This is a genomic window from Pedobacter superstes (genome assembly GCF_037622515.1).
Taxonomy (GTDB): Bacteria; Bacteroidota; Bacteroidia; order Sphingobacteriales; family Sphingobacteriaceae; genus Paradesertivirga; species Paradesertivirga superstes.
The window spans coordinates 147,660-167,501 of record NZ_JBBJCN010000001.1 but is presented as its reverse complement, the minus strand read 5'-3'; the positions used below and the strand labels follow the sequence as shown (position 1 = coordinate 167,501).

Here is a 19,842-nt window from a genome sequence, read left to right as displayed (position 1 = left end):
CAAGATTATAAGTCAAAATTGCAATACAATTCTGGAAACAATTGGGAATAGAAGACTAAATTCCCGATTCTAAAATAAAAACATGTTTTTCATCATAGTGATAGCTTAGGCTTAAATGACTTACAGCCGCAACTGCCTTCGCAATTGATAATCCCAGGCCAGTAGATTCCGTAGAAGCGCTGCTTTTATAAAAACGTTGAAAAATAGCCTTCGCATCCAATGGAGTATTGCCATCGTTTTCAATTACAAGCCTGTTCTCGCTAATGATTACAGATATTTTATCACCAACCGAGCTATGTTTGATGGCGTTTTTTATCAGGTTGCTTAGCAGTATGTCTGCCAGATCAGGATTCATAATCCATTTGCAGTCGCCTGATTCTGTAAGAACTAATTTTAAATTGTAAAAGTCGACCTGGTCGCTGAAATCCTCAAGAAGTTTCTTTACAAGGGCATTTACAGAAATTTCAATACTTCCATCAAACTGATCGTTCTCAATTTTTGAAAGCAGCAACAGCGATTGATTTAAACGTTTAAGCCTTTCCAGATTATTCAAAGCGGATCCTAATAATTCCGCTTGATCCTCATTCAGAGCAGGGTTTTCTGCAAGCAATTCAAGTTTATTTAAGGCGATGGCAAGAGGCGTTTGTAGTTCATGAGAAGCGTTTTCTATGAATTGTTTTTGATTATTGTAGCTATCAATATTGTTGCTCAGAAATCTTTGAACGGTATCTTGCATAATATTAAATTCATCAATCCTTGTTTTCGAGAGCTTAAGAGGCTTAGCATCATTAAGTTTAAAAGCCCGCAGCTGGTTCATTAACAGGTAAAAGGGCCTCCATGTATTTCTGAGCAGAGAGTTATTAAGGATAATAATAGTAAATATTAGACCGAAATACAGCCAAAGCAGGGCATGGGTTAATTCTGTAATCAAGTCATCTTCTTCAACCATAGAGGTTATTACCCTCATGTGATAATAACGATTGTTTTTCATGAAAACTGTTTTCAGCATTCTTACAGGCTCAAAATCCTTTTCATTCTGCATGTACATCAGGGTATCAATGAAAATATCTTTATGATTTTTAGCTTTGGCTTCATTCACCACAGAAATGGAATAATTGCCTTCCTCGAAGTTACTTCTGTTTAAAACCGTACTATCTTTTCCGGCTTGAGAAATAATAAGCAATCTCTGGTTATCCAGGCCATCATCCATGCTATCATACACCTCATCAAGCATCGCCACGTAGAATAATCCGGCCCAGATGGGGATTATAATCATAAGGATGATTGAGAAATATGCTGAAGTGTAATTGAGGAGCTTCATTCTGCACAGAGCTTGTAACCTACACCATAAATTGCCTGGATATCTACAAGGGCCTTTGCTTCTTTAAGTTTCTTTCTGAGATTCTTAATTTGAGAATAAATAAAATCAAAGTTATCAGCACCGTCTATATGGTCGCCCCACACATATTCTGCAAGCGCAGATTTATTTACCAGCCTGTTTTTATTGGTAACCAGGTATAACAGAACTTCAAACTCCTTACGATTTGTTGAAAAAGGCAGATCATCCACCAAAGCAATTCTTTGTTCAGTATCTATTTGGAGGTTTCCTGCATTGATTCGATTATTTCCCATAAACTTCCTTCGCCTGTTAACAGACTTCACCCGGGCCAGCAGTTCAGAAATATGAAAGGGTTTGGGTAGGTAATCGTCGGCTCCAAGATTAAGTCCGGTTAATTTATCATCAAGTGAATTTTTAGCTGATACAATTATTACTCCTTCAGTTTTATTTAACTTTTTAAGTTCTTTTAATATGTCAAGCCCTGTATATTTATGCTGTAGTGAGATGTCGAGAAGTATGCAATCGTACTGATAATCATTTACTTTTTGAATCGCAGATTCATAGGTGTCAGCAGTTTCAACCAGATATTGCTCGCTTTCTAGGGCGCATACAATATTATCCATCATGGCTTGCTCATCTTCAACTACTAAAATTTTCATATTTATTATTACCTAACGCATAATGCAGGATGTGGTTTGAATATAAGATAAGCTAAGCCAGGAAAATATGGCTTTTCGCTACGCTAAATATGTGTTACGGGCATTTTTGGAAATAAATATCTATTTTTGAAAATGCGAAAACTAAAGTTCACTTGGTTTTTAATAATTTCTGTAAGTTTTTTCGTTGCCTTCTGTTCTATACTTGAATCAGGTAAAACGTATTCATTTAAAGAGTGCGCAAATACCAGCCAGGTATCCAAATCGGAACCCAATCAAAAAAAATCCTTAATTCTTTCCCATACATTTATCCATTTTATAACAAAGAAAGAAACAGGAAATTCTTATTTTTCAGGATGTTTAACCAGTATACATTTAAAATTTCAAGCAAATTACATCGCGATTTTAAACTGCATTAGAAACACCTTGAGTGTAAAAAATGAAACTCTTTCTCTGCTCTTGTTCCCGTTCCATTCTCACTGGTAATTGCCTGTTTATTTTGCTGGAAATTAAGGGCTTGTTATAAGAGCCCAGGGTATACTTACAAAATTTATTTGTAAAGTTAAGTAATTGTTAATCAATAAATTGATTAGTTAACGTATGGTGCATTTACCACAATTGATATATGATTTAGGGTTAATTCTTGCCGCTGCCGGAGTTACCACATTAATTTTTAAGAGAATAAAGCAACCCCTTGTTCTGGGTTATATCCTCGCGGGTTTCTTAGTGGGCCCCCATTTTTCCTTGGTCCCAACAATTGCTGATGCTCAAAGTATTACTGTATGGGCTGAAATTGGTGTGATTTTCCTGTTATTCAGCCTCGGCCTTGAGTTCAGTTTTAAGAAATTGGTTAAGGTCGGCGGCTCAGCATCTATCACTGCGATCGTGGAAGTGATTTTTATGCTTTTTGCAGGATATGCCGCCGGCAGGATAATAGGATGGAGCCATATAGATAGTATATTTTTAGGAGGTATACTTTCAATTTCGTCTACCACTATCATCATTCGTGCATTTGAAGAATTAGGGGTGAAGCATAAACAGTTTGCCGGTCTGGTATTCGGGGTGCTGATTGTTGAAGACCTGGTTGCCATTCTCTTGCTGGTACTATTGTCGACGGTGGCTGTGAGTCAGCAATTTGCCGGCACCGAAATGCTGACTGAAGTATTTAAGTTGTTGTTTTTTCTGACACTTTGGTTTCTTGGGGGCATATTCCTTATCCCAACTTTTTTAAAAAGGACCCGGAAATTAATGAATGATGAAACACTAATGATTGTTTCTCTGGCCCTATGTTTATTAATGGTGATTTTTGCGACCAAAGTTGGATTCTCTCCTGCATTAGGGGCCTTTGTGATGGGGTCGATATTGGCTGAGACCCCCCAGGCAGAAAGAATAGAACATCTGACCAAATCGGTTAAAGATCTTTTTGCGGCTGTGTTTTTCATATCTGTAGGAATGCTCATTAATCCCTATACATTGGGAGAGCACTTTTACTCTATTTTAATCATTACAGCAGTTACTGTTTTAGGAAAGTTTCTTAGTTCTGGTTTGGGAGCTCTGTTGTCCGGACAAACCTTAAAAACATCAGTTCAAACCGGCTTAAGTCTTGCTCAGATAGGCGAGTTCTCTTTTATAATAGCAACCCTGGGTTTAACTCTTAAGGTTACCAGTGAGTTCTTATATCCAATTGCGGTCGCAGTTTCGGCAATTACCACATTTTCAACTCCTTATCTTATCCGGTTTTCAGAACCATTTTATAATTATATAGAAAAAAAGATGCCCGAACGATGGGTAAGGGGTATTGGGCAGTATAGTTCCAGTACAGAGAAAATTACGAGCAGTAATGACTGGAAAATGTTATTAAAAGCTTATGCAATGAATTTAACCATCCATTCTGTGATTCTCATTGCAATAATTTTTATTTCGACAAAATTTATTCATCCTCAAATTGTAAAGTACAGTGGCTCAGAATTAAACGCCGATCTGGTTTCACTCTTGTTTTCTATTCTTTTGATGACTCCTTTTTTATGGGCTCTTGCCGGAAGGCGAATTGAAAAACATGCATATACTCATTTGTGGCTTAAAAGACGCATTCACAGGGGGCCACTAATTGCTATTGAGATATTCAGAATAATACTGGCGGTATGTTTTATCGGATTTGCTATCTATCTTATCATGCATACCTGGTATGCCGTATTGATTGCTGTAGTTCTTCTTGGACTATTGATCGTAATCTTTTCCAACCGATTACAGGTATTTTATGAAAAGCTTGAAAAACGCTTTTTAGTTAATCTGAATTCCAGGGACCTCTCTAATCAATATTCCGATATTGTACCCTGGGACGCCCACCTTACCGAACTTGAGGTATCTCCGGAATCTAGTTTGGCCGGTAAAACATTAAATGAGCTGGCATTTCGGGAACGCTATGGGGTAAACGTTGCTCTTATCGAAAGAGGGCGCCTGGCAATACCAACACCTGTAAGAGATGAAAGACTCTTTCCTAACGATAAACTAACGGTTATAGGTTCGGATGAACAGATTGCTCAAATTAAAAAGCATCTTGAAGTATCAAGTCAGGTAAATGAAGATGTACAATTCTCTAAAAAGGACCTGCAACTGCAAAAGGTAAAAGTATTGCATCAATCACAGGTATGTTATAAAAGTATCAGGGATTCGGGTATTAAGGAGATAACCAGTGGCCTGATTATCGGGATTGAACGCAATGATCAGAGGATCTTAAATCCTGAATCAACTCTGGTGTTTCAACCCGATGATATAGTTTACATCGTGGGAAATAAGAAACGCATTAAAGATTTTTTCACGCAGAATGTATAAGGTGTAAACCATCTTAATCGTGTAAATTCGGCAAATTCAAATTCATCATAAGATCTAAATAAAAAAGCATGAGCAATAACGACATCATGAAGAAACTTCGGGTAGCTTTAAAGTTTACGGATGATGATATTATAGAAGTTTTAAGCCTGGTAGATTTCAGGATTAGTAAAACAGAGTTGGGTGCGATATTTCGTAAAGATGATCATCCTAATTTTAAACCCTGTGGAGATCAGCTCCTGCGTAACTTTTTAAACGGGCTGATAATTTACAAGCGCGGAAAAAAAGAGTAAGTTCTTTGGGGAACCTGTAATGAATTAGAGTATACTTTCATTTAAAGCTAATCTCTAACCAAATTTAACATCAGGTTCTTGCCGGTTACATTTGGATTTACTTCATATTTCCCCGCACGAGCATTTTCTTCTAATCAATATCAATTATCAACCCAACCGGACAATGATCTGAACCCAGATATTCGTTATAAATTGACGCTTCTTTTACCTGGCTAATTAATGAATCGCTTACCAGGAAGTAATCAATTCTCCAGCCTTTGTTTCTGGCCCGGGCGTTGAATAATTGATTCCAATACGTATATTTTACCTCATCGGGATGAAAATGCCGGAAGCTGTCGATAAAACCTGTACTCAATAAGTTATTAAATCCGTCGATTTCGCGTTGGGTATAACCTGCTGATTTATTGTAGTTTTCTTTAGCTCTGGAAATGTCAATTTCCTTATGGGCTACATTCAGATCTCCGCCTAAAATGACTGGTTTTTTTAACTGGAGACCAGCAATGTAAGTTTTGAAATCACTATCCCATTTCTCACGGTAATCTAAACGCTTTAAGCCCTCCCCGGAATTTGGCGAGTAAACCGTTACCAGAAAAAATTGGTCATACTCTGCGGTTATAATCCTGCCTTCCTGATCATGTTCTTCAATATTCATATCGAAGGTAACATGCAGAGGCTCGGTTTTGCTAAGAATGGCTGTACCGGAATAACCTTTGCGGGCCTTGGATGAGTTGACATATACTTTATAACCCGGTAATAATTCACACAGAGATCTTACATCCTCGTTTCCTGCCTTCGTTTCCTGTAAACAAAGCATATCTGGATTCATCGCTTGTATGTCTTTAACAAAATCCTTTTTTGTAATGGAGCGCAGGCCATTAACATTCCAATTAATAAGATGAAGTGCAGGCATAGAAAAATATTAGGCCGAAATTTAATTAAAGGTTTTTGATTAAACTAAAAAGGATTGCTTGAAATATTTTATACAATAATTTCAAACTAAAGCGTCCTATGCAAACGTGTGCTTTGCCTTGTGCGGAAGAGAGATATCTCCTTTGCCGAAAAGGACAGCTGCTTCCATCGGCAGGAGACCTCTCTCTGCTCTATCCCCGGCATAAGGCCGTTCGAGTTGACGAATGGGGTGTTGGTTTCGTTTTCAAACTCAAAGCATCCTATGGAAATGCTCATAACATAATTCCCGTCGTATCGAACGAATGGCCTGTGCTTTGCCTTGTGCGGAAGAGAGATATCTCCTTTGCCGACAAGGACAGCCGCTTCCATCGGCAGGAGACCTCTCTCTGCTCTATCCCCGGCATAAGGCCGTTCGAGGTGACGAATGGGGTGTTGGTTTCGTTTTCAAACTCAAAGCATCCTATGGAAATGCTCATAACATAATTCCCGTCATATCGAACGATTGGCCTGTGCTTTTGCATTGTGTGGAAAAGAGATATCTCCGCGAAAAGGAGAATGAGGTAGAAACTTTCATTGGGATTCTGCAGGAGGCTGATTCGAAATGCTACATGTGAAAAAAAATCTCATAATTGAAAAATTTCTCACAATTATTTTTTGTCGGGCAACCATCTGAATTCAGATGCCGTACTTGTAATTATATCTCTTAATTATGGAAACCTATTTCAGTATAATATTTAAGACGATCAGAAGAAATTTAGGTTGTACTACAACCGAGTTTGCTCAATTTCTTGAAATTGAAGAAAGTGAAGTTCTGCAAATTGAGAATGATGGATCTGTACCTTCGCTCAGAGCACTTTGTAAGTTAGATACCCTCGGCCTTAATTAAACTCAGGTAGCCCATGGGTATCAATATTAGGATTTTACAGAGTATATAGAGCTTACTAAAAACTATAAACCATGAGAATCAAAACTAATTCCCCAGTTTTGATATTATACTATATATTGCGCAAGCCAATAAACCTTATCCCAAAAACGCTCTTTCAGGTTATTAAAATTTAATTGTCATTGAATGATTTATTCATTACTGAAGAGAAAACAAATGCTTGGTAAAAAGCTCCTTCTAATACTTCTTTTATTTTTACTGCACTATCCTATAGAGTCAAATGGCTATTCGGTGCTTACGCATGAAGCAATCATCGACGCCAGCTGGAAGGTTGCGATTGAGCCTTTGCTTCTTAAGAAATATCCCGCTTCTACATCCGAACAGCTACTTGAAGCACATTCCTACGCTTATGGAGGATCCATTATTCCCGACATTGGGTATTACCCTTTTGGGAGCAAGGTGTTTACAAATTTAGTGCATAATATACGCAGCGGCGATTTTACTGTCGCACTGATTGAGGAAGCCCGGGACCTGAATGAATACGCCTTCGCCTTGGGGGCTCTGGCGCATTATATGGCTGATAATTACGGACATTCTATAGCAACGAATGTTTCTGTACCCTTACTTTATCCTAAAATTAAGGAGCAGTTTGGCCCTGTAGTAACCTATGCAGATCATAAAAAGTCGCACTCCCGGGTGGAGTTTGCGTTCGACGTGATGCAAACGGCCCGCGAGAATTATGCCTCAAAAGCTTATCACGATTTTATCGGATTTAACGTCTCAAGAAAAGTAATTGAAAGGGCCTTCTTTAGAACCTATGGTCTGGATCTGAACGATATTTTCGGTAGTATGACTGTGGCAATTGGCGCCTTCAGGTGGAGTGTTAAAAGTTTGTTGCCCACCATTGTGAAAGCCGCCTGGGTGAATAAACGATCAGACATAAAAAAGATTGATCCCAAAGCAACCAGCCGCAGTTTCTCTTACCGAATGAAAAACAGGACCTATTATCATGAGTTCGGTCGCGATCATGAGAAAGCTGGTATTGTTCCAACAATAGTTTCTTTTCTGCTTCCCATTATGCCCAAACTAGGCCCTTTATCTAAAACAAAGTTTAAACAGCTCAATCCCGAAACCGAACAATTATTTGTAAAAAGCTTCGAAGCTTCTTTGAGTCATTATTCAGTAGCGCTAAACACCCTTCATTCGCAACGTTTAACTTTAGCCAACCGCACATTAGATACTGGTAAAGAGACAACCCCAGGTGAATATTTTATTGCCGATCAGAATTATGATGCTTATTTATTAAAGTTAAAAGATGAAAAATTTGAGCACATGACTTCTCACTTAAAGAGTCATCTTATTTCTTTTTATGGCAAACCTAAAGCAGCTCCGGTAAATAAAAAATGTTTAAAAAGGTACCAGGAGATTTCCGAAGCTTTGTCTCTTCTCCAAAATGCTTCGGTTAAGGACGCTGGCAAAGGCTTGTAACAATTTGCAATAATTTATAATGCTAATAAATTTAGCATTATATTTGTTGTCATTCAATTGTTATGACGAATCTTAGTATTTCAGAAAGACTAAAAGTATATACCAGGTATATCGGTCAAAATGTTGTTTTAATTTCCCGTGACGGTTATTCAGAGAAACAGATGGGAGTGCTGACGGGTGTAAAAGAATATTCTATTCAGTTAAGCATAGATAATCAAAGCCGTTGGATTCCATTATATGATGATTTTGAAATCTATGATATAAAATTGGTTTTGAAGCCATTAAGGATGCTGACTGAAAGTATTAAGCAAGTTGCAAATAACTTGCCTGTTCAGAATTTTATCACTCAATATTATATTCAGCTAGGATTTGATATGCCAGTTTTCTTCTCACCTGGTCATCCGGAAAATTGTAAATATGCAGAGGAATTGGGTCTGGCCACGTATACTGATGTAAATGAACCGGAGTATGCTCAGGTTGGTTGATGATGTTCGCTAATTTATAGCGTTAAACGGATAACAATGAAGGGGATGGGCTCAGAAATAGCAGCCTGTAAATCCATGACCCGCGACCGGAAGTCGGACATTGAGCATAATTTCATGAGAACCACTGTGAGCACGAGCTAGCCTTGTAGTACTGTAATCATAGGAGTAGCCAAGACTTACTTTCCTGGAAAGAAAGATTTCTGCAAGAAAATCCAGTGAATCCATTGACCGGTAAGATATTCCGAAGCCTACTGTTTCTTTTAGCAGAAAGTTTACGTTAAGATCCAGCTGAAACGGTGAACCTGAAATATATTTTCCAAGTATGTTTGGTTTTATCAACAGGTCATCCCCGGTTTTAATTATATAGCCGCTCTGAAGTGTGAAAAACGGAGAATGGTTATTATTAACATCTAAAGTATATAGAAACGGGGATGATAAACCCGCATAAAATTTGTCTGAAAAAAGCATAATTCCCGCTCCGAAATTAAAACGAGTATCGTTTTGGTCCATAAACGTGGGATCATCAGGCATATCCACGGAACTGCCAATGCTACTGTAGGTCTCTGAATATTGAGATAGCCCTCCATTAACACCAAACGAGAGATACGTTTTGTTGCTCAGTTTTAATCGTTGAGCAAGAGTGAAAAAAGCTCCGGTCTCTGTAAGTGCTTCACCGATGTGATCTCTGAAAGCAGTAAAGCCCATAAAAGTATTTGAAGAGCCAAGTGGAGAATGTACTGAAATCGTCTGGGTATTCGGTGCGCCATTAAAGCCTACCCATTGCTGCCTCACCACAGTGGTGATATTCATGGATTCGTCTACTGCCGGATAAGCAGGATTGATGATCAGCGGATTAAACATGTATTGCGAAAACATGGCTTTTTGCTGAGAAAAAACATTTAAAGCCAGGGTTTGGATTAAAATAAAAAGGACGTTCTTCATTATCTTTTTAGTATAAAGTAGTCCTTCAATTGTCTGTCCTCATTCATCTCATCTTTATACTTTAAAATGTAATAATATACACCTTCAATCACTTCCTCAGCATTTGCTTTGCGATTAGCCGTTCCTTTAAAAGAGCGGATAGTATTATCGTAATTTTTCATCTCAAATACCTTAATACCCCAGCGGTTAAAGATCTGGATTTCATTATCGGGATAACGATCAATATTCTTTATATAAAGATAATCATGACCCCTGCCATCCCCATTGGCAGAAATTAGCCTGGCAACCACAAGCTGATCATCCCCATCAGAGATTCGGATGTTTTGCGTGGTGAAAAATTCTCTTCCGCAGGCATCTTTTAAAAATAAAGTGATCAGGGCGATTCTGACAGAAGGATCCGTTGACGGAGTATATATGATACTTTTGGCATCGCTTCCCGGAGCAATTGTGCCTGTAGAAGCTGCCCAGCGAACCTCATAATCGGAGATATTAATATTAGCCGGAATGGTAAAACTTACAGGATAACTTGCACCTGGCGACATAGAAGGAGCTGCGCTTAGCTGGGCTGAAACATTTTTTGTTTGCCTGTCAACAACCGCTAAAAAGGAGAAGTTAAAAAACGCTCTCTGCAAGGCTACATGGTCCCCGTTAAAGGGTGTTCCATTAAAGCCCCCGCCAAAGCCTCCATTATGAAAATGTCCGCCCTGGTACATAACAAGTCCTCTGTTAGGATCATCAAAACCATAACCATAAGCTACAACCGCTGCCGGGCCCGGAGAGAGTCCGGGAACCTGAGAATGATCGGGGTCAACTACGCTTAGTTTTGCGCCGGGCCTCCATCCGCCTGCTTTCGGGAGGTAAATGGATTCCGAACCAGTGATGGCCGCATCGTCAAGTTCATTTATAAACTGCATTACAGGATCAGCCGGAAAATTGTAATTAAAAGGTGAAGTCCCGTTACCATGGCTAAAATAATTTACCATGCCATTTGTAGTAAGGAAATTCATTTTGCTTAATCCATCAGGACTTACAATATTTTCCATAACGCTTACAGCATGGCATCCGGACCATATAGCACCTTTGAAATCTTTATTCCAGGTTAAGAGGTTTTGGTGAGATGTCCAGGTCGGATCGGCATGAGGTAAAATGAAAATATCATCACATTGAGTAAGTTGCGAAGGGTTTTTCCATGATGATTGAGTGGCCCCTCCATAGGCCGAAGCCGGAATGTCTGCGTTTACAAAGAAGGGGCTTACCAAGGTGCCGCTAAATTTATCAATTGTCCATTTAGGTGCATAGGTTAATGTAGCAAATACATCAACTGATAGTTGGGTATTGGTGTCTTCGCCGATCACTCCTTTAATTTTCCAGGTGTCGATCGCCTGGTTTACCTCGGTCGTTCTGTATTGAGCAAGAATAATAAACGATCCGGACCTATATGCCGTATTATTATAAGTAAAGTCGATACCATCCTTACTTTTTAAAGGGTTGATGACCCATTTTACCGGAACACTGAAGTTCTGTAAAAGATCATATACCATTCCGTAAGGTTTCAGCCCATTTCCCTGGGTTTGCGGTGAGATTCCCAGATTGATAATAAATGCTCCGGCGGGTATTGTTTCAATACTTGCAAAAACTTCACCTGATAAAAATAAAAGACTATATAATAAAAGTTTTTTCATTCAGTAATAATGAACCCGCGTTAACTTTAATGAATTAACTTATGGGTAAGTATTTGAAATAAAGTTTAATCGGCATGACATATCAACAGATTATAAAACTGATCTTTTAAGTATCAGAACTGCTTTTGATCTGTAAACGGAGAAATGAATAATTAGGTTATATATATTTTCGACGAAAGCGGGAAATGAAAAAGGTTTAGAAATAAAAAGGCGTATTCAAAATGAAATCCAGAGATGATCAGTAAATTTGAGATGATTTACAGAGATCCTATAAATGTCGGCCAATATAAAATCTATCCCAAAAGAAAAAGAAAATCTGCATCCGCGGAATAAGCACAGGCTTAGGTACGATTTTCCTCAACTGATAAAAAGTTGTTCCGACTTATCTCAATATGTTTCGGAAAACGAATATCAGCAATTTTCTATTGACTTTAAAAATCCCGAAGCAGTAAAAACGCTTAATAGAGCCTTGTTATACAATTTCTATAATATTAAGCTTTGGGATATTCCGGAAGGATATTTATGTCCGCCTGTTCCCGGAAGAGCTGATTATATTCATTACATGGCAGATCTGCTGGCTTCTGTAAATGAAGGCACAATTCCGATGGGTAAAATGGTAAAAGTGCTGGATATTGGGGTAGGGGCAAACTGTATATACCCTTTGATCGGAACCCGTGAGTACGGATGGAGTTTTGTGGGATCAGATATTGATCCTGTGGCAATCCGTTCTGCTCAAAATATTATAGCTGCGAATTCTTTATCAGATTTAATTACGATCAGAAAACAAAGTTCCGCCCGTCATATTTTTAGCGGACTTATTAAACCCGGAGAAAGTTTTGATTTAACGATCTGTAATCCGCCGTTTCATACCTCTTTAAAAGAAGCAACAGCCGGAACGGAACGTAAATGGAAAAACCTTGAAAAGTCGGCAGCGGGATCTAAACTTAATTTTGGCGGGCAGAATAATGAGCTCTGGTGCCAAGGCGGTGAGGAGCGGTTTGTATCCGGAATGATTGAAGAAAGTGTTCAGTTTAGTAAGTCGAGCTTATGGTTTACTTCGCTGATTTCAAAGAAAGAAACGCTGTCAGGATGTTACCGGGTATTAAAAAAAGTAAATGCTGCCGCAGTCCAGACCATTAACATGTCTCAGGGTCAAAAGTCGAGCCGGGTACTGGCATGGACCTTTCATGATGATGCTGAACGAAATAAAGGAAAAGTGAACGCAGGTTGATTTAATAGGAAGTTTCGAACCCGCTTAGGATTACCTGAGAATGTGTCCAAAGATTATACATTTGATACCAGATCTTCTTGTAAGATTCCTTTCCGGGATTTATATTTGCAAAATAATAACCTTCGGGATGTAGCGTAGCCCGGTATCGCGCCAGCATGGGGTGCTGGAGGTCGTGGGTTCGAATCCCGCCATCCCGACAAAACAAAATGACCGGTACGATTCAATAACTTCCTTATTGGTCTGTTAGTTTGTGAGTGTATTTTATAGATAAAGGGTGAAATAGACCGTTCGGAATCACCACTTTTGCGTGCCGGCGTAAAAGCACATTTGATTTATTAGCTAATCCTTATAGTTTAACAATGGCTTACTCCGATGAATTTAGTCGAAAGTCATCACTCGAACCAATTAAGATCTTATTTAAAAGTTCATTTGTAAGTTCCTTTGATACAGCCAGAATATCCTCAGCAACGTGACTATTATTCATTATCAGTTTATGGGCTGTTTCTTTATAGGGTAAAAGATAAGATCTGTAGGCTGGTAAAACATGATTTTCCCATTGGTACAGAATCATGTCATGGCTGTATCCGCGTTTTGCAATATCTCTTTTAAGTCTGCGGTTTAGGGTAATCTCTTCTTCAGCATCCATGAAAATACGCATATCAAGAAGAGAAGCTATTTCTTTGAAATGAAAGATAAATAGTCCCTCAACAAGGATAACAGGAGCGGAATGTATAGTTAAAGTGCGGGCTTTTTCTTCATTGACATTGAAGGTATATTCTTTCTTTTGTATTGTTTCACCAGATATTAAAGCCTTTAAATCATCAAACAGTTTAAGATCATCAATACACTGCGGAAGATCGAAATTTATCCATCCGTTTTCATCAATGGGTTGTTCTGATTTTGGCTTGTAATAATCGTCTTGTGAAACAAGGCAAACCTGGCTTTTATCAAAATGAGTTAAAAAACAATTCAGAAAAAAGGTTTTTCCGGATCCGCTTCCGCCTGCAATTCCAATTACAAAAGGTTTATTCATTCGGCATACCGTAATCTAATGTTACCAGGAACCGCTTGTCTAAAGCGCCTAATAAATCTGCTGTAGCTTTAGTCAGAACAATAATGACGTCCCTTGTCGACTCATTTTCAGTGAACTTTCCAACTACTTTTGCATAAGTTACCCGGTCGGTCATCGGATTGGTTACTTTAATTACAGTGCCTACGGGAGCAGTTCTGTGTAAGGCCAGCATTTTCGAACCGTCGAGGTTGTCATCAGCTATCCATACTGCAACCCCACGTTCAGAACGTTCGGATACACCTAAACGACCCGAAGGGATTTTAGGTCTTTCAGGCTCAGGTTCCGTTTCGGTTATAGGCTCAGGAATCGGAGCTGCAACAGCCGGAGCACTGCCCGGATTTCCCTGGCGCACCTTTATAATCTGCCCGATAGACAAATTATCGCCACCCAATTTATTTAGCTGTTTAATATCTTCAACTGTGGTGTTAAATCGTTTTGCTATAGAATATAAATTCTCTTTTCGTCCAACTTTGTATTCTACAATATTGCCATCATTCGAATTTGCATAGGAGCTTTTTGCTGATTTCGAAGATGCTTTAAAATGCCTTTGGGTAGGTACCTTTATTGTTATTCCTGGTTTAAGCGAAACATTATTGTTTATCTGAATAATCGTTAGAGGAGAAATGTTATATAATCTTCCGATGGAATAATAGGTTTCTCTTCTTTCTACTTTATGAAGGATGATGAGAGTGCCGTTTTGATTTTCAACTCCTATAGAGTCTCTGGTACTGGCGGCTATTGCGCTGGATGAAAATAGTGATATCACGCAAAAAATTGCAAAGAAAAATCGCATGTGTTGTGTGTCCCTTTTGTTAAATAAGCGTGCAATTATACTAAATACGATACAAACTGTTTTTTGTTATTACGTATGCAGAACATATGATCACGGTCGATAAAGAACGCCTCGGGATTAAGTTTCTGTATATCCATGGCTAAATTATCTTCTAATATTAAATTCCCCCCCTGATAGACAGCGAGTTGCTGATTGAATAAACTTCCTGACTTTATGTGATATACCAGGATAGATTTATGATTATACTCTTTGTAAAAAACCGGTCCGATATAGTTTTGCGGAAGCAGATGGTTCAGAAAGGAAACATCGCTTATAATTTCGGGGACGATAACAGTTCTGTCCACAGGCTTTGCTTCTAGCTCTTTTTCGGGGCATGAAGAGCCGTCGGAAGCTGATATCAGTTCAAAGATTTTCGGTTGTATTTTTGGATTATAGACCAGTAAGCCCTTATTTGTTACCTCATACAGAGTTTTATTAAACTGCTGCCAGGCTATATTTCCTTCCCCGTTTATCGCGATGATACCTTTATGCTCAGGGTTGCTTTCGTGAACATAACTATGAAGGAATACAATTCCCTTATGTACCTTATCAAGGCCCCAGTTCCAGCTATCTTCAACTGTTATTTCCTTGAAAAGACATTCACCTGTAACGAAGTTATATGCAGAGAAATGTGAGGTGCGGTCTGCCGGATTTCTTGTTTCCAATGCGATAATTGAATCGGTATCGTCTGTTTCAATCTTCCAGATTATTGATTTGAATGTTTCGCTCAGCGATGGTTTTAATGTATATTTATCCACTGTAGACATCTTTCAAAATTAACCTATTTTATGAATCAATATTTAAATCATTTAAGGTTTATAGGTCTGTTCGTATTAGCAGTTCTTTTTCAATCGCCAGCATATTCCCAGCAAAAAACAAAGGTTTATACCTTCGATATGAAAGAGGAGATTGGTCCTGCTGCTTGGCGTTTAACCAAAAGAGCTTTTGATGCCGCTGCAGAATCAAAAGCTTCTGTAATGTTAATAAGAATGAATACCTATGGCGGAATGGTGGATTATGCTGATTCTATACGTACAAAGTTGCTCAACTCTCCCATAAAAACCATTGTATATATTGATAATAATGCAGCTTCAGCAGGAGCATTAATTGCATTGGCTTGTGATAAAATTTATATGAAAAGCGGTGCGGGGATTGGTGCGGCCAGCGTTGTAAACCCCCAGGGTGAGATTATGCCCGAGAAATATCAGTCGTATATGCGGGGCTTAATGCGTGCAACAGCCGAAGCAAAAGGACGCGATCCTAAAATCGCTGAAGCTTTTGTGGATCCGGATATAGCCATTCCGAATATAATTGAAAAAGGGAAGGTGCTTACATTAACGAGTAAAGAAGCTATAAAAGTTGGTTATTGTGAAGCAGAAGCCGCAAGTATTGAGGAAGTACTGAAGGCCGAGAATATTTCCAATTACGAATTACAGCAGCATGTTGTAAGTTCTATGGACCGGTTAATAGGATTTTTGATGAATCCGGCTATAAGCGGTGTGCTGATTTTATTGATTATGGGCGGTATCTATTTCGAAATGCAGAGTCCGGGAATTGGTTTCCCCTTACTGGTTTCTGTAGTTGCTGCCTTGCTCTATTTTGCACCCCTGTATGCCGAAGGCCTGGCAGCGCATTGGGAAATTGGTCTATTTATTATTGGATTAGTGCTTTTAGCATTGGAAGTGTTTGTGATTCCGGGTTTTGGTGTTGCCGGAATACTCGGAATATTATGTGTTATTGCAGGTTTAGCCTTAAGTTTAGTTATGAACGATTTTTTCGATTTTACAATTACAGGTACTGAAAAAGTAAGCAGTGCATTTGTTTTGGTTTTGGGCTCAATGATTCTGTCTATCGTATTATCCGTAATTTTCGGCCGGTCTTTATTAAAATCGGCTGCTTTTCAACGCCTGGTTTTACAGGATGAACAACGTTCGGGATTAGGATATGTCAGCGGCAAACAAAAATTAGATTTACTGAAAAAAACCGGTGTTGCCAGCACGGATATGCGACCGTCGGGGAAAATTGAAATCGAGGGAAATTATTACGATGCAGTCGCCTTGGATGGCTTTATTGAAAAGGGAAAAGAGGTCACTATTGAGAAGCAGGAAAATTATAATGTTTTTGTAAGGAAGAAGGGGGTCTAAAACATTCAAACCTATTGCTGGTTTCTAATGAAGCCATCATGAGTTTGCACACAAACGCAATGAATAAAAACTCATGATAGCTTCATCTCAGTTAAAAAACAATTACATTTTAGTGAAAAAATTAAATTATGAAAGCAGAAGAAATAGGTCTTGAAGAAGTAAAGGTAAATCCAATTGTTGATCAGTTAAATGAATTACTGGCCAACTACCATATCCATTATCAAAAATTAAGAGGTTGCCATTGGAACGTTAAAGGAAAGAGTTTTTTTACTTTGCATGTGAAATTTGAAGAATTATATACCAATGCTATAGAATCTATTGATGAACTGGCAGAACGTATTCTTACCTTGGGTAAATCGCCAATGAGTACCTATCAGGAATATATTAACACGTCACGAATAAAAGAAATAAAAACGGTTGGAAAAGAAGATATGGCCCTGGTAAATGCAGTGCTTGACGATTTTTCCACACTTATTGAAATTGAACGCGAAATAATGGAGAGCACTTCAGCCGCCGGAGATGACGGAACCAATGATATGATTAACCGTTTTATGCAGTTTAAGGAAAAAAATACCTGGATGCTCAGAGCGTTTTCTGGAAAGCAATAAAAAAAGAGGATGTTCAGATCACGAATTTGAACATCCTCTTTTTTTAAGAGTTTATCTGGGAAGAGGAGATATACGTTTGGTATTCTTGTCCCTCTACATAGTGTTTAAAATTGGTTACATCTTCCCGAACCATTTTTTCAAAAATCCCGTTCAGTAATTTCGCTATACCCCGGCCAATGTTTCCAGCCGGAGGGAAGTAATTAATCTCGATGTTTAATTCTGTTCCTAATCCATTTTTGGCATCTGCGAATTCTACTTTTCCAGCATTATCGATCAGAGAACCTTCAACTGATTGCCAGCCGATATAACTGTTTTGCTCTTCCCGTGTGATTTCTGCGTTCCAGCTTATTTTCAAAAGATCGTGCGGAATATTTGCACTCCATTTTGAGTTTTTGCCATCCATTTCAATTACAGAATGAAGATGCTTCATAAATCTTGGAAGATTTTCCAGGTTTCTCCAAAAGCTGTAAACTTCTTCACGAGGCCTGTCAACAATAAAACGTTCGGTAATACTTATAGATTGTAAATCGGTGCTGTCTTTCCCGATTCTATCATACACCGGACAGAATCCTGTTGCGCCGCGGTACAGTAAAACCCCGCTGACTGCTGCTTCCTGTAAGCCTATAAGAGGATGCCTGAAGACTTGTTTCAGGGCTTTATATAAAAGGAATGTTCCTCCGGCTATTGATAGCAAGCGTTCAGTAGTGTTAACATTTCCAAAGCTTTTAGGTTCAAGGATGGATCCTTTTAAAGATTCGTTTACCTTGTTTGTTAATGTTTCTAACATCATATTTTCATAGATTGGTATGGATAAATAACAATGCTTTTTTGAAATAGTTATGAGTTTTTTTTTAAATTATAACATAAAACACATTTAAAAAATTGAGGTTTAGCTTAGCAGAAGGGAAATTAAATGCAGTCGTTAATTTCGATAATGGGTTAAATTACACATGAAACAATTATTCTTAATCTCACACGATACAACAACAGCAGTACAGATTGGAAGGTCTAATACAGGCATTCCATCGGTAGAGCCGGCAAGGTTAGCTGCAATCAATGCATTCTTAACGCTTAATCTTCAAAAGAATATAATTGCTGTATGGGATGATGACGATATTTTCGAAGAGATACTGGATACCTATACTTTTATAACTATTGAGGATGCCAATAACAGTATTTACAGTAAAGAGAGTTTGCAATAATTCTTCCGGTCGCGGAGGATATTCTTGCATTTGCCGTATTTTTGCGGAGATTAACCCTTATATTTGCCGCAAGACAATTAAAACCGGTGGCAAAATACATCTATCAAAATAAGGATTGGACGAATTTTACTTGGAGTAATATTGCCATTAATGCCATATTTGGTGAGGTTCGCAACTTGCAGGGAAAACTCTCAGGACAGATGAGTACTCTTGGTTTTTCAACAAAAGAAGAAGCTACTCTTACCACGCTCACACTTGACATAGTAAAATCTTCGGAAATAGAAGGTGAGCAGCTTAACTATGAGCAAGTTCGTTCTTCTATTGCCAGGCGATTAGGATTAAACGTAGGAGGACTAATTCCTGCTGACAGAAACGTCGAAGGAGTTGTAGATATGATGCTTGATGCCACCCAAAACTATCTAAATCCACTAACACATGACCGCTTATTTGGCTGGCAATCTGCTCTTTTTCCGACAGGATATAGCGGTATGTATAAAATAGAAGTAGGACGTTATCGCACGGGTGAGATGCAGGTAGTTTCGGGAGCAATGGGGAAAGAAAAAATCCATTATGAAGCTGTTGCCCCACAGATGGTGAAAGCTGAAATGGATAAATTTCTTAATTGGATTAACCATGAAGTTCAATTAGACCCTGTTTTGAAAGCAGCTATTGCCCACTTTTGGTTTATAATCATTCATCCTTTTGACGATGGTAACGGTAGAATAGCAAGGGCGATTACAGATTTGTTACTTACCCGGGCAGAAAATAGCCCGGAGCGATTCTATAGTATGTCTAGTCAAATACTTGCTGAGAGAAAACAGTATTATGAGGTGTTGCAAAAAGTTCAACACAGCAGTGGCGACATTACTGAATGGTTAGACTGGTTTCTTAAATGCCTGAAAAACGCTCTATTAGAAACAGAGACCACTTTACAAAAAATCTTACGTAAAGTAGAATTTTGGAAAATACACGAGAAAACTCCTTTAAATAATCGTCAACGTATAATGGTAAATAAAATATTAGATGGATTTGATGGTAAATTAAAATCGTCAAAGTGGGCAAGGATAGTCAAATGTTCGCCTGACACAGCTTTGCGTGATATAAAAGATTTAATAGAAAAAGGAATTTTGCAACAAGAACAAGAAGGCGGACGTAGCACAAACTACGAACTGACAGAATTTTAAAGAAAGCCAGATGTCCACAACAGCTACCCCAAAAGTGGTGCTTCGGTAGTTAAATCATGTTTG

General features: G+C 38.5%; 19 protein-coding genes and 1 tRNA gene. 11 read left to right on the top strand and 9 right to left on the bottom strand.

Annotated features, from left to right (window positions below; translation table 11 throughout):
* Positions 1–55: 55 nt before the first annotated feature.
* Both WG906_RS00875 and WG906_RS00870 read right to left on the bottom strand, forming a co-directional pair.
* Positions 56–1,321, bottom strand: coding sequence for a sensor histidine kinase (locus WG906_RS00875; protein ID WP_489737889.1), 1,266 nt, complete (start codon positions 1,319–1,321; stop codon positions 56–58).
* Entirely contained in the window at positions 1,318–1,998 is a 681-nt protein-coding gene (locus WG906_RS00870; RefSeq protein ID WP_339990623.1) for a response regulator transcription factor, read from the bottom strand. Before WG906_RS00870 ends, WG906_RS00875 begins: the two co-directional genes overlap by 4 nt.
* A 597-nt stretch (positions 1,999–2,595) precedes the next feature.
* On the opposite strand from WG906_RS00870, the gene WG906_RS00865 reads away from it, so the two are divergent.
* The gene (locus WG906_RS00865; RefSeq protein ID WP_339990622.1) at positions 2,596–4,827 is read left to right on the top strand and encodes a monovalent cation:proton antiporter family protein; all 2,232 of its coding nucleotides are present in this window, start codon (positions 2,596–2,598) and stop codon (positions 4,825–4,827) included.
* Between the two features lie 68 nt (positions 4,828–4,895).
* A complete protein-coding gene (locus WG906_RS00860) occupies positions 4,896–5,117 on the top strand; it encodes a DUF1456 family protein (RefSeq protein ID WP_339990621.1) in 222 nt (73 codons plus the stop codon).
* 130 nt (positions 5,118–5,247) lie between these two features.
* On the opposite strand, the gene WG906_RS00855 is transcribed toward WG906_RS00860, so the two are convergent.
* Positions 5,248–6,027: an exodeoxyribonuclease III gene (locus tag WG906_RS00855; protein ID WP_339990620.1), complete on the bottom strand. Its 780-nt coding sequence runs from the start codon at positions 6,025–6,027 to the stop codon at positions 5,248–5,250.
* A gap of 708 nt (positions 6,028–6,735) precedes the next feature.
* Here WG906_RS00855 and WG906_RS00850 point away from each other — a divergent pair.
* The 3 genes from WG906_RS00850 (at position 6,736) to WG906_RS00840 (ending at position 8,882) form a co-directional block, all read left to right on the top strand.
* Positions 6,736–6,912 (top strand): helix-turn-helix domain-containing protein, encoded by a 177-nt coding sequence (locus WG906_RS00850; protein WP_339990619.1) that lies wholly within the window; start codon positions 6,736–6,738, stop codon positions 6,910–6,912.
* A gap of 183 nt (positions 6,913–7,095) precedes the next feature.
* Positions 7,096–8,397, top strand: coding sequence for a zinc dependent phospholipase C family protein (locus WG906_RS00845; RefSeq protein WP_339990618.1), 1,302 nt, complete (start codon positions 7,096–7,098; stop codon positions 8,395–8,397).
* Between the two features lie 62 nt (positions 8,398–8,459).
* Positions 8,460–8,882, top strand: coding sequence for a hypothetical protein (locus tag WG906_RS00840; protein ID WP_339990617.1), 423 nt, complete (start codon positions 8,460–8,462; stop codon positions 8,880–8,882).
* Positions 8,883–8,933: 51 nt separating this feature from the next.
* Here the strand turns inward: WG906_RS00840 and WG906_RS00835 are convergent, their stop codons facing one another.
* Both WG906_RS00835 and WG906_RS00830 read right to left on the bottom strand, forming a co-directional pair.
* Positions 8,934–9,824 (bottom strand): PorP/SprF family type IX secretion system membrane protein, encoded by an 891-nt coding sequence (locus WG906_RS00835; RefSeq protein WP_339990616.1) that lies wholly within the window; start codon positions 9,822–9,824, stop codon positions 8,934–8,936.
* Positions 9,824–11,506 carry a T9SS type B sorting domain-containing protein gene (locus tag WG906_RS00830; RefSeq protein WP_339990615.1) on the bottom strand — a complete coding sequence of 561 codons (1,683 nt, stop codon included), beginning with the start codon at positions 11,504–11,506 and terminating at the stop codon, positions 9,824–9,826. Before WG906_RS00830 ends, WG906_RS00835 begins: the two co-directional genes overlap by 1 nt.
* A gap of 274 nt (positions 11,507–11,780) precedes the next feature.
* On the opposite strand from WG906_RS00830, the gene rlmF reads away from it, so the two are divergent.
* Positions 11,781–12,737: a 23S rRNA (adenine(1618)-N(6))-methyltransferase RlmF gene (rlmF, locus tag WG906_RS00825; RefSeq protein WP_339990614.1), complete on the top strand. Its 957-nt coding sequence runs from the start codon at positions 11,781–11,783 to the stop codon at positions 12,735–12,737.
* Between the two features lie 123 nt (positions 12,738–12,860).
* Positions 12,861–12,934 (top strand) — tRNA-Pro (locus WG906_RS00820).
* Positions 12,935–13,101: 167 nt separating this feature from the next.
* Here WG906_RS00820 and WG906_RS00815 read toward each other — a convergent pair.
* The 3 genes from WG906_RS00815 to WG906_RS00805 all read right to left on the bottom strand — a co-directional run bounded on the left by WG906_RS00815 (position 13,102) and on the right by WG906_RS00805 (position 15,408).
* Positions 13,102–13,770: a uridine kinase family protein gene (locus WG906_RS00815; RefSeq protein WP_339990613.1), complete on the bottom strand. Its 669-nt coding sequence runs from the start codon at positions 13,768–13,770 to the stop codon at positions 13,102–13,104.
* Entirely contained in the window at positions 13,763–14,575 is an 813-nt protein-coding gene (locus tag WG906_RS00810; protein ID WP_339990612.1) for a LysM peptidoglycan-binding domain-containing protein, read from the bottom strand. The genes WG906_RS00815 and WG906_RS00810 overlap by 8 nt, the downstream gene beginning before the upstream one ends.
* Positions 14,576–14,637: 62 nt before the next feature.
* The gene (locus WG906_RS00805; RefSeq protein WP_339990611.1) at positions 14,638–15,408 is read right to left on the bottom strand and encodes a DUF4905 domain-containing protein; all 771 of its coding nucleotides are present in this window, start codon (positions 15,406–15,408) and stop codon (positions 14,638–14,640) included.
* A 21-nt stretch (positions 15,409–15,429) separates the two neighbouring features.
* Here WG906_RS00805 and WG906_RS00800 point away from each other — a divergent pair, with 21 nt between their 5' ends.
* Together WG906_RS00800 and WG906_RS00795 are read left to right on the top strand one after the other, a co-directional pair.
* Positions 15,430–16,785, top strand: coding sequence for an NfeD family protein (locus tag WG906_RS00800; protein WP_339990610.1), 1,356 nt, complete (start codon positions 15,430–15,432; stop codon positions 16,783–16,785).
* Between the two features lie 128 nt (positions 16,786–16,913).
* On the top strand, positions 16,914–17,393 hold the full coding sequence (locus tag WG906_RS00795; RefSeq protein WP_339990609.1) for a Dps family protein: 480 nt from the start codon (positions 16,914–16,916) through the stop codon (positions 17,391–17,393).
* A gap of 43 nt (positions 17,394–17,436) precedes the next feature.
* On the opposite strand, the gene WG906_RS00790 is transcribed toward WG906_RS00795, so the two are convergent.
* Positions 17,437–18,183, bottom strand: a complete 747-nt coding sequence (locus WG906_RS00790; RefSeq protein ID WP_339990608.1) for an SRPBCC family protein — start codon at positions 18,181–18,183, stop codon at positions 17,437–17,439.
* Positions 18,184–18,343: 160 nt separating this feature from the next.
* Here WG906_RS00790 and WG906_RS00785 point away from each other — a divergent pair, with 160 nt between their 5' ends.
* Complete coding sequence (locus WG906_RS00785) at positions 18,344–18,595, top strand: hypothetical protein (protein ID WP_339990607.1); 252 nt, start codon at positions 18,344–18,346, stop codon at positions 18,593–18,595.
* 86 nt (positions 18,596–18,681) lie between these two features.
* Positions 18,682–19,779 carry a Fic family protein gene (locus WG906_RS00780; protein ID WP_339990606.1) on the top strand — a complete coding sequence of 366 codons (1,098 nt, stop codon included), beginning with the start codon at positions 18,682–18,684 and terminating at the stop codon, positions 19,777–19,779.
* Positions 19,780–19,842: the final 63 nt, after the last annotated feature.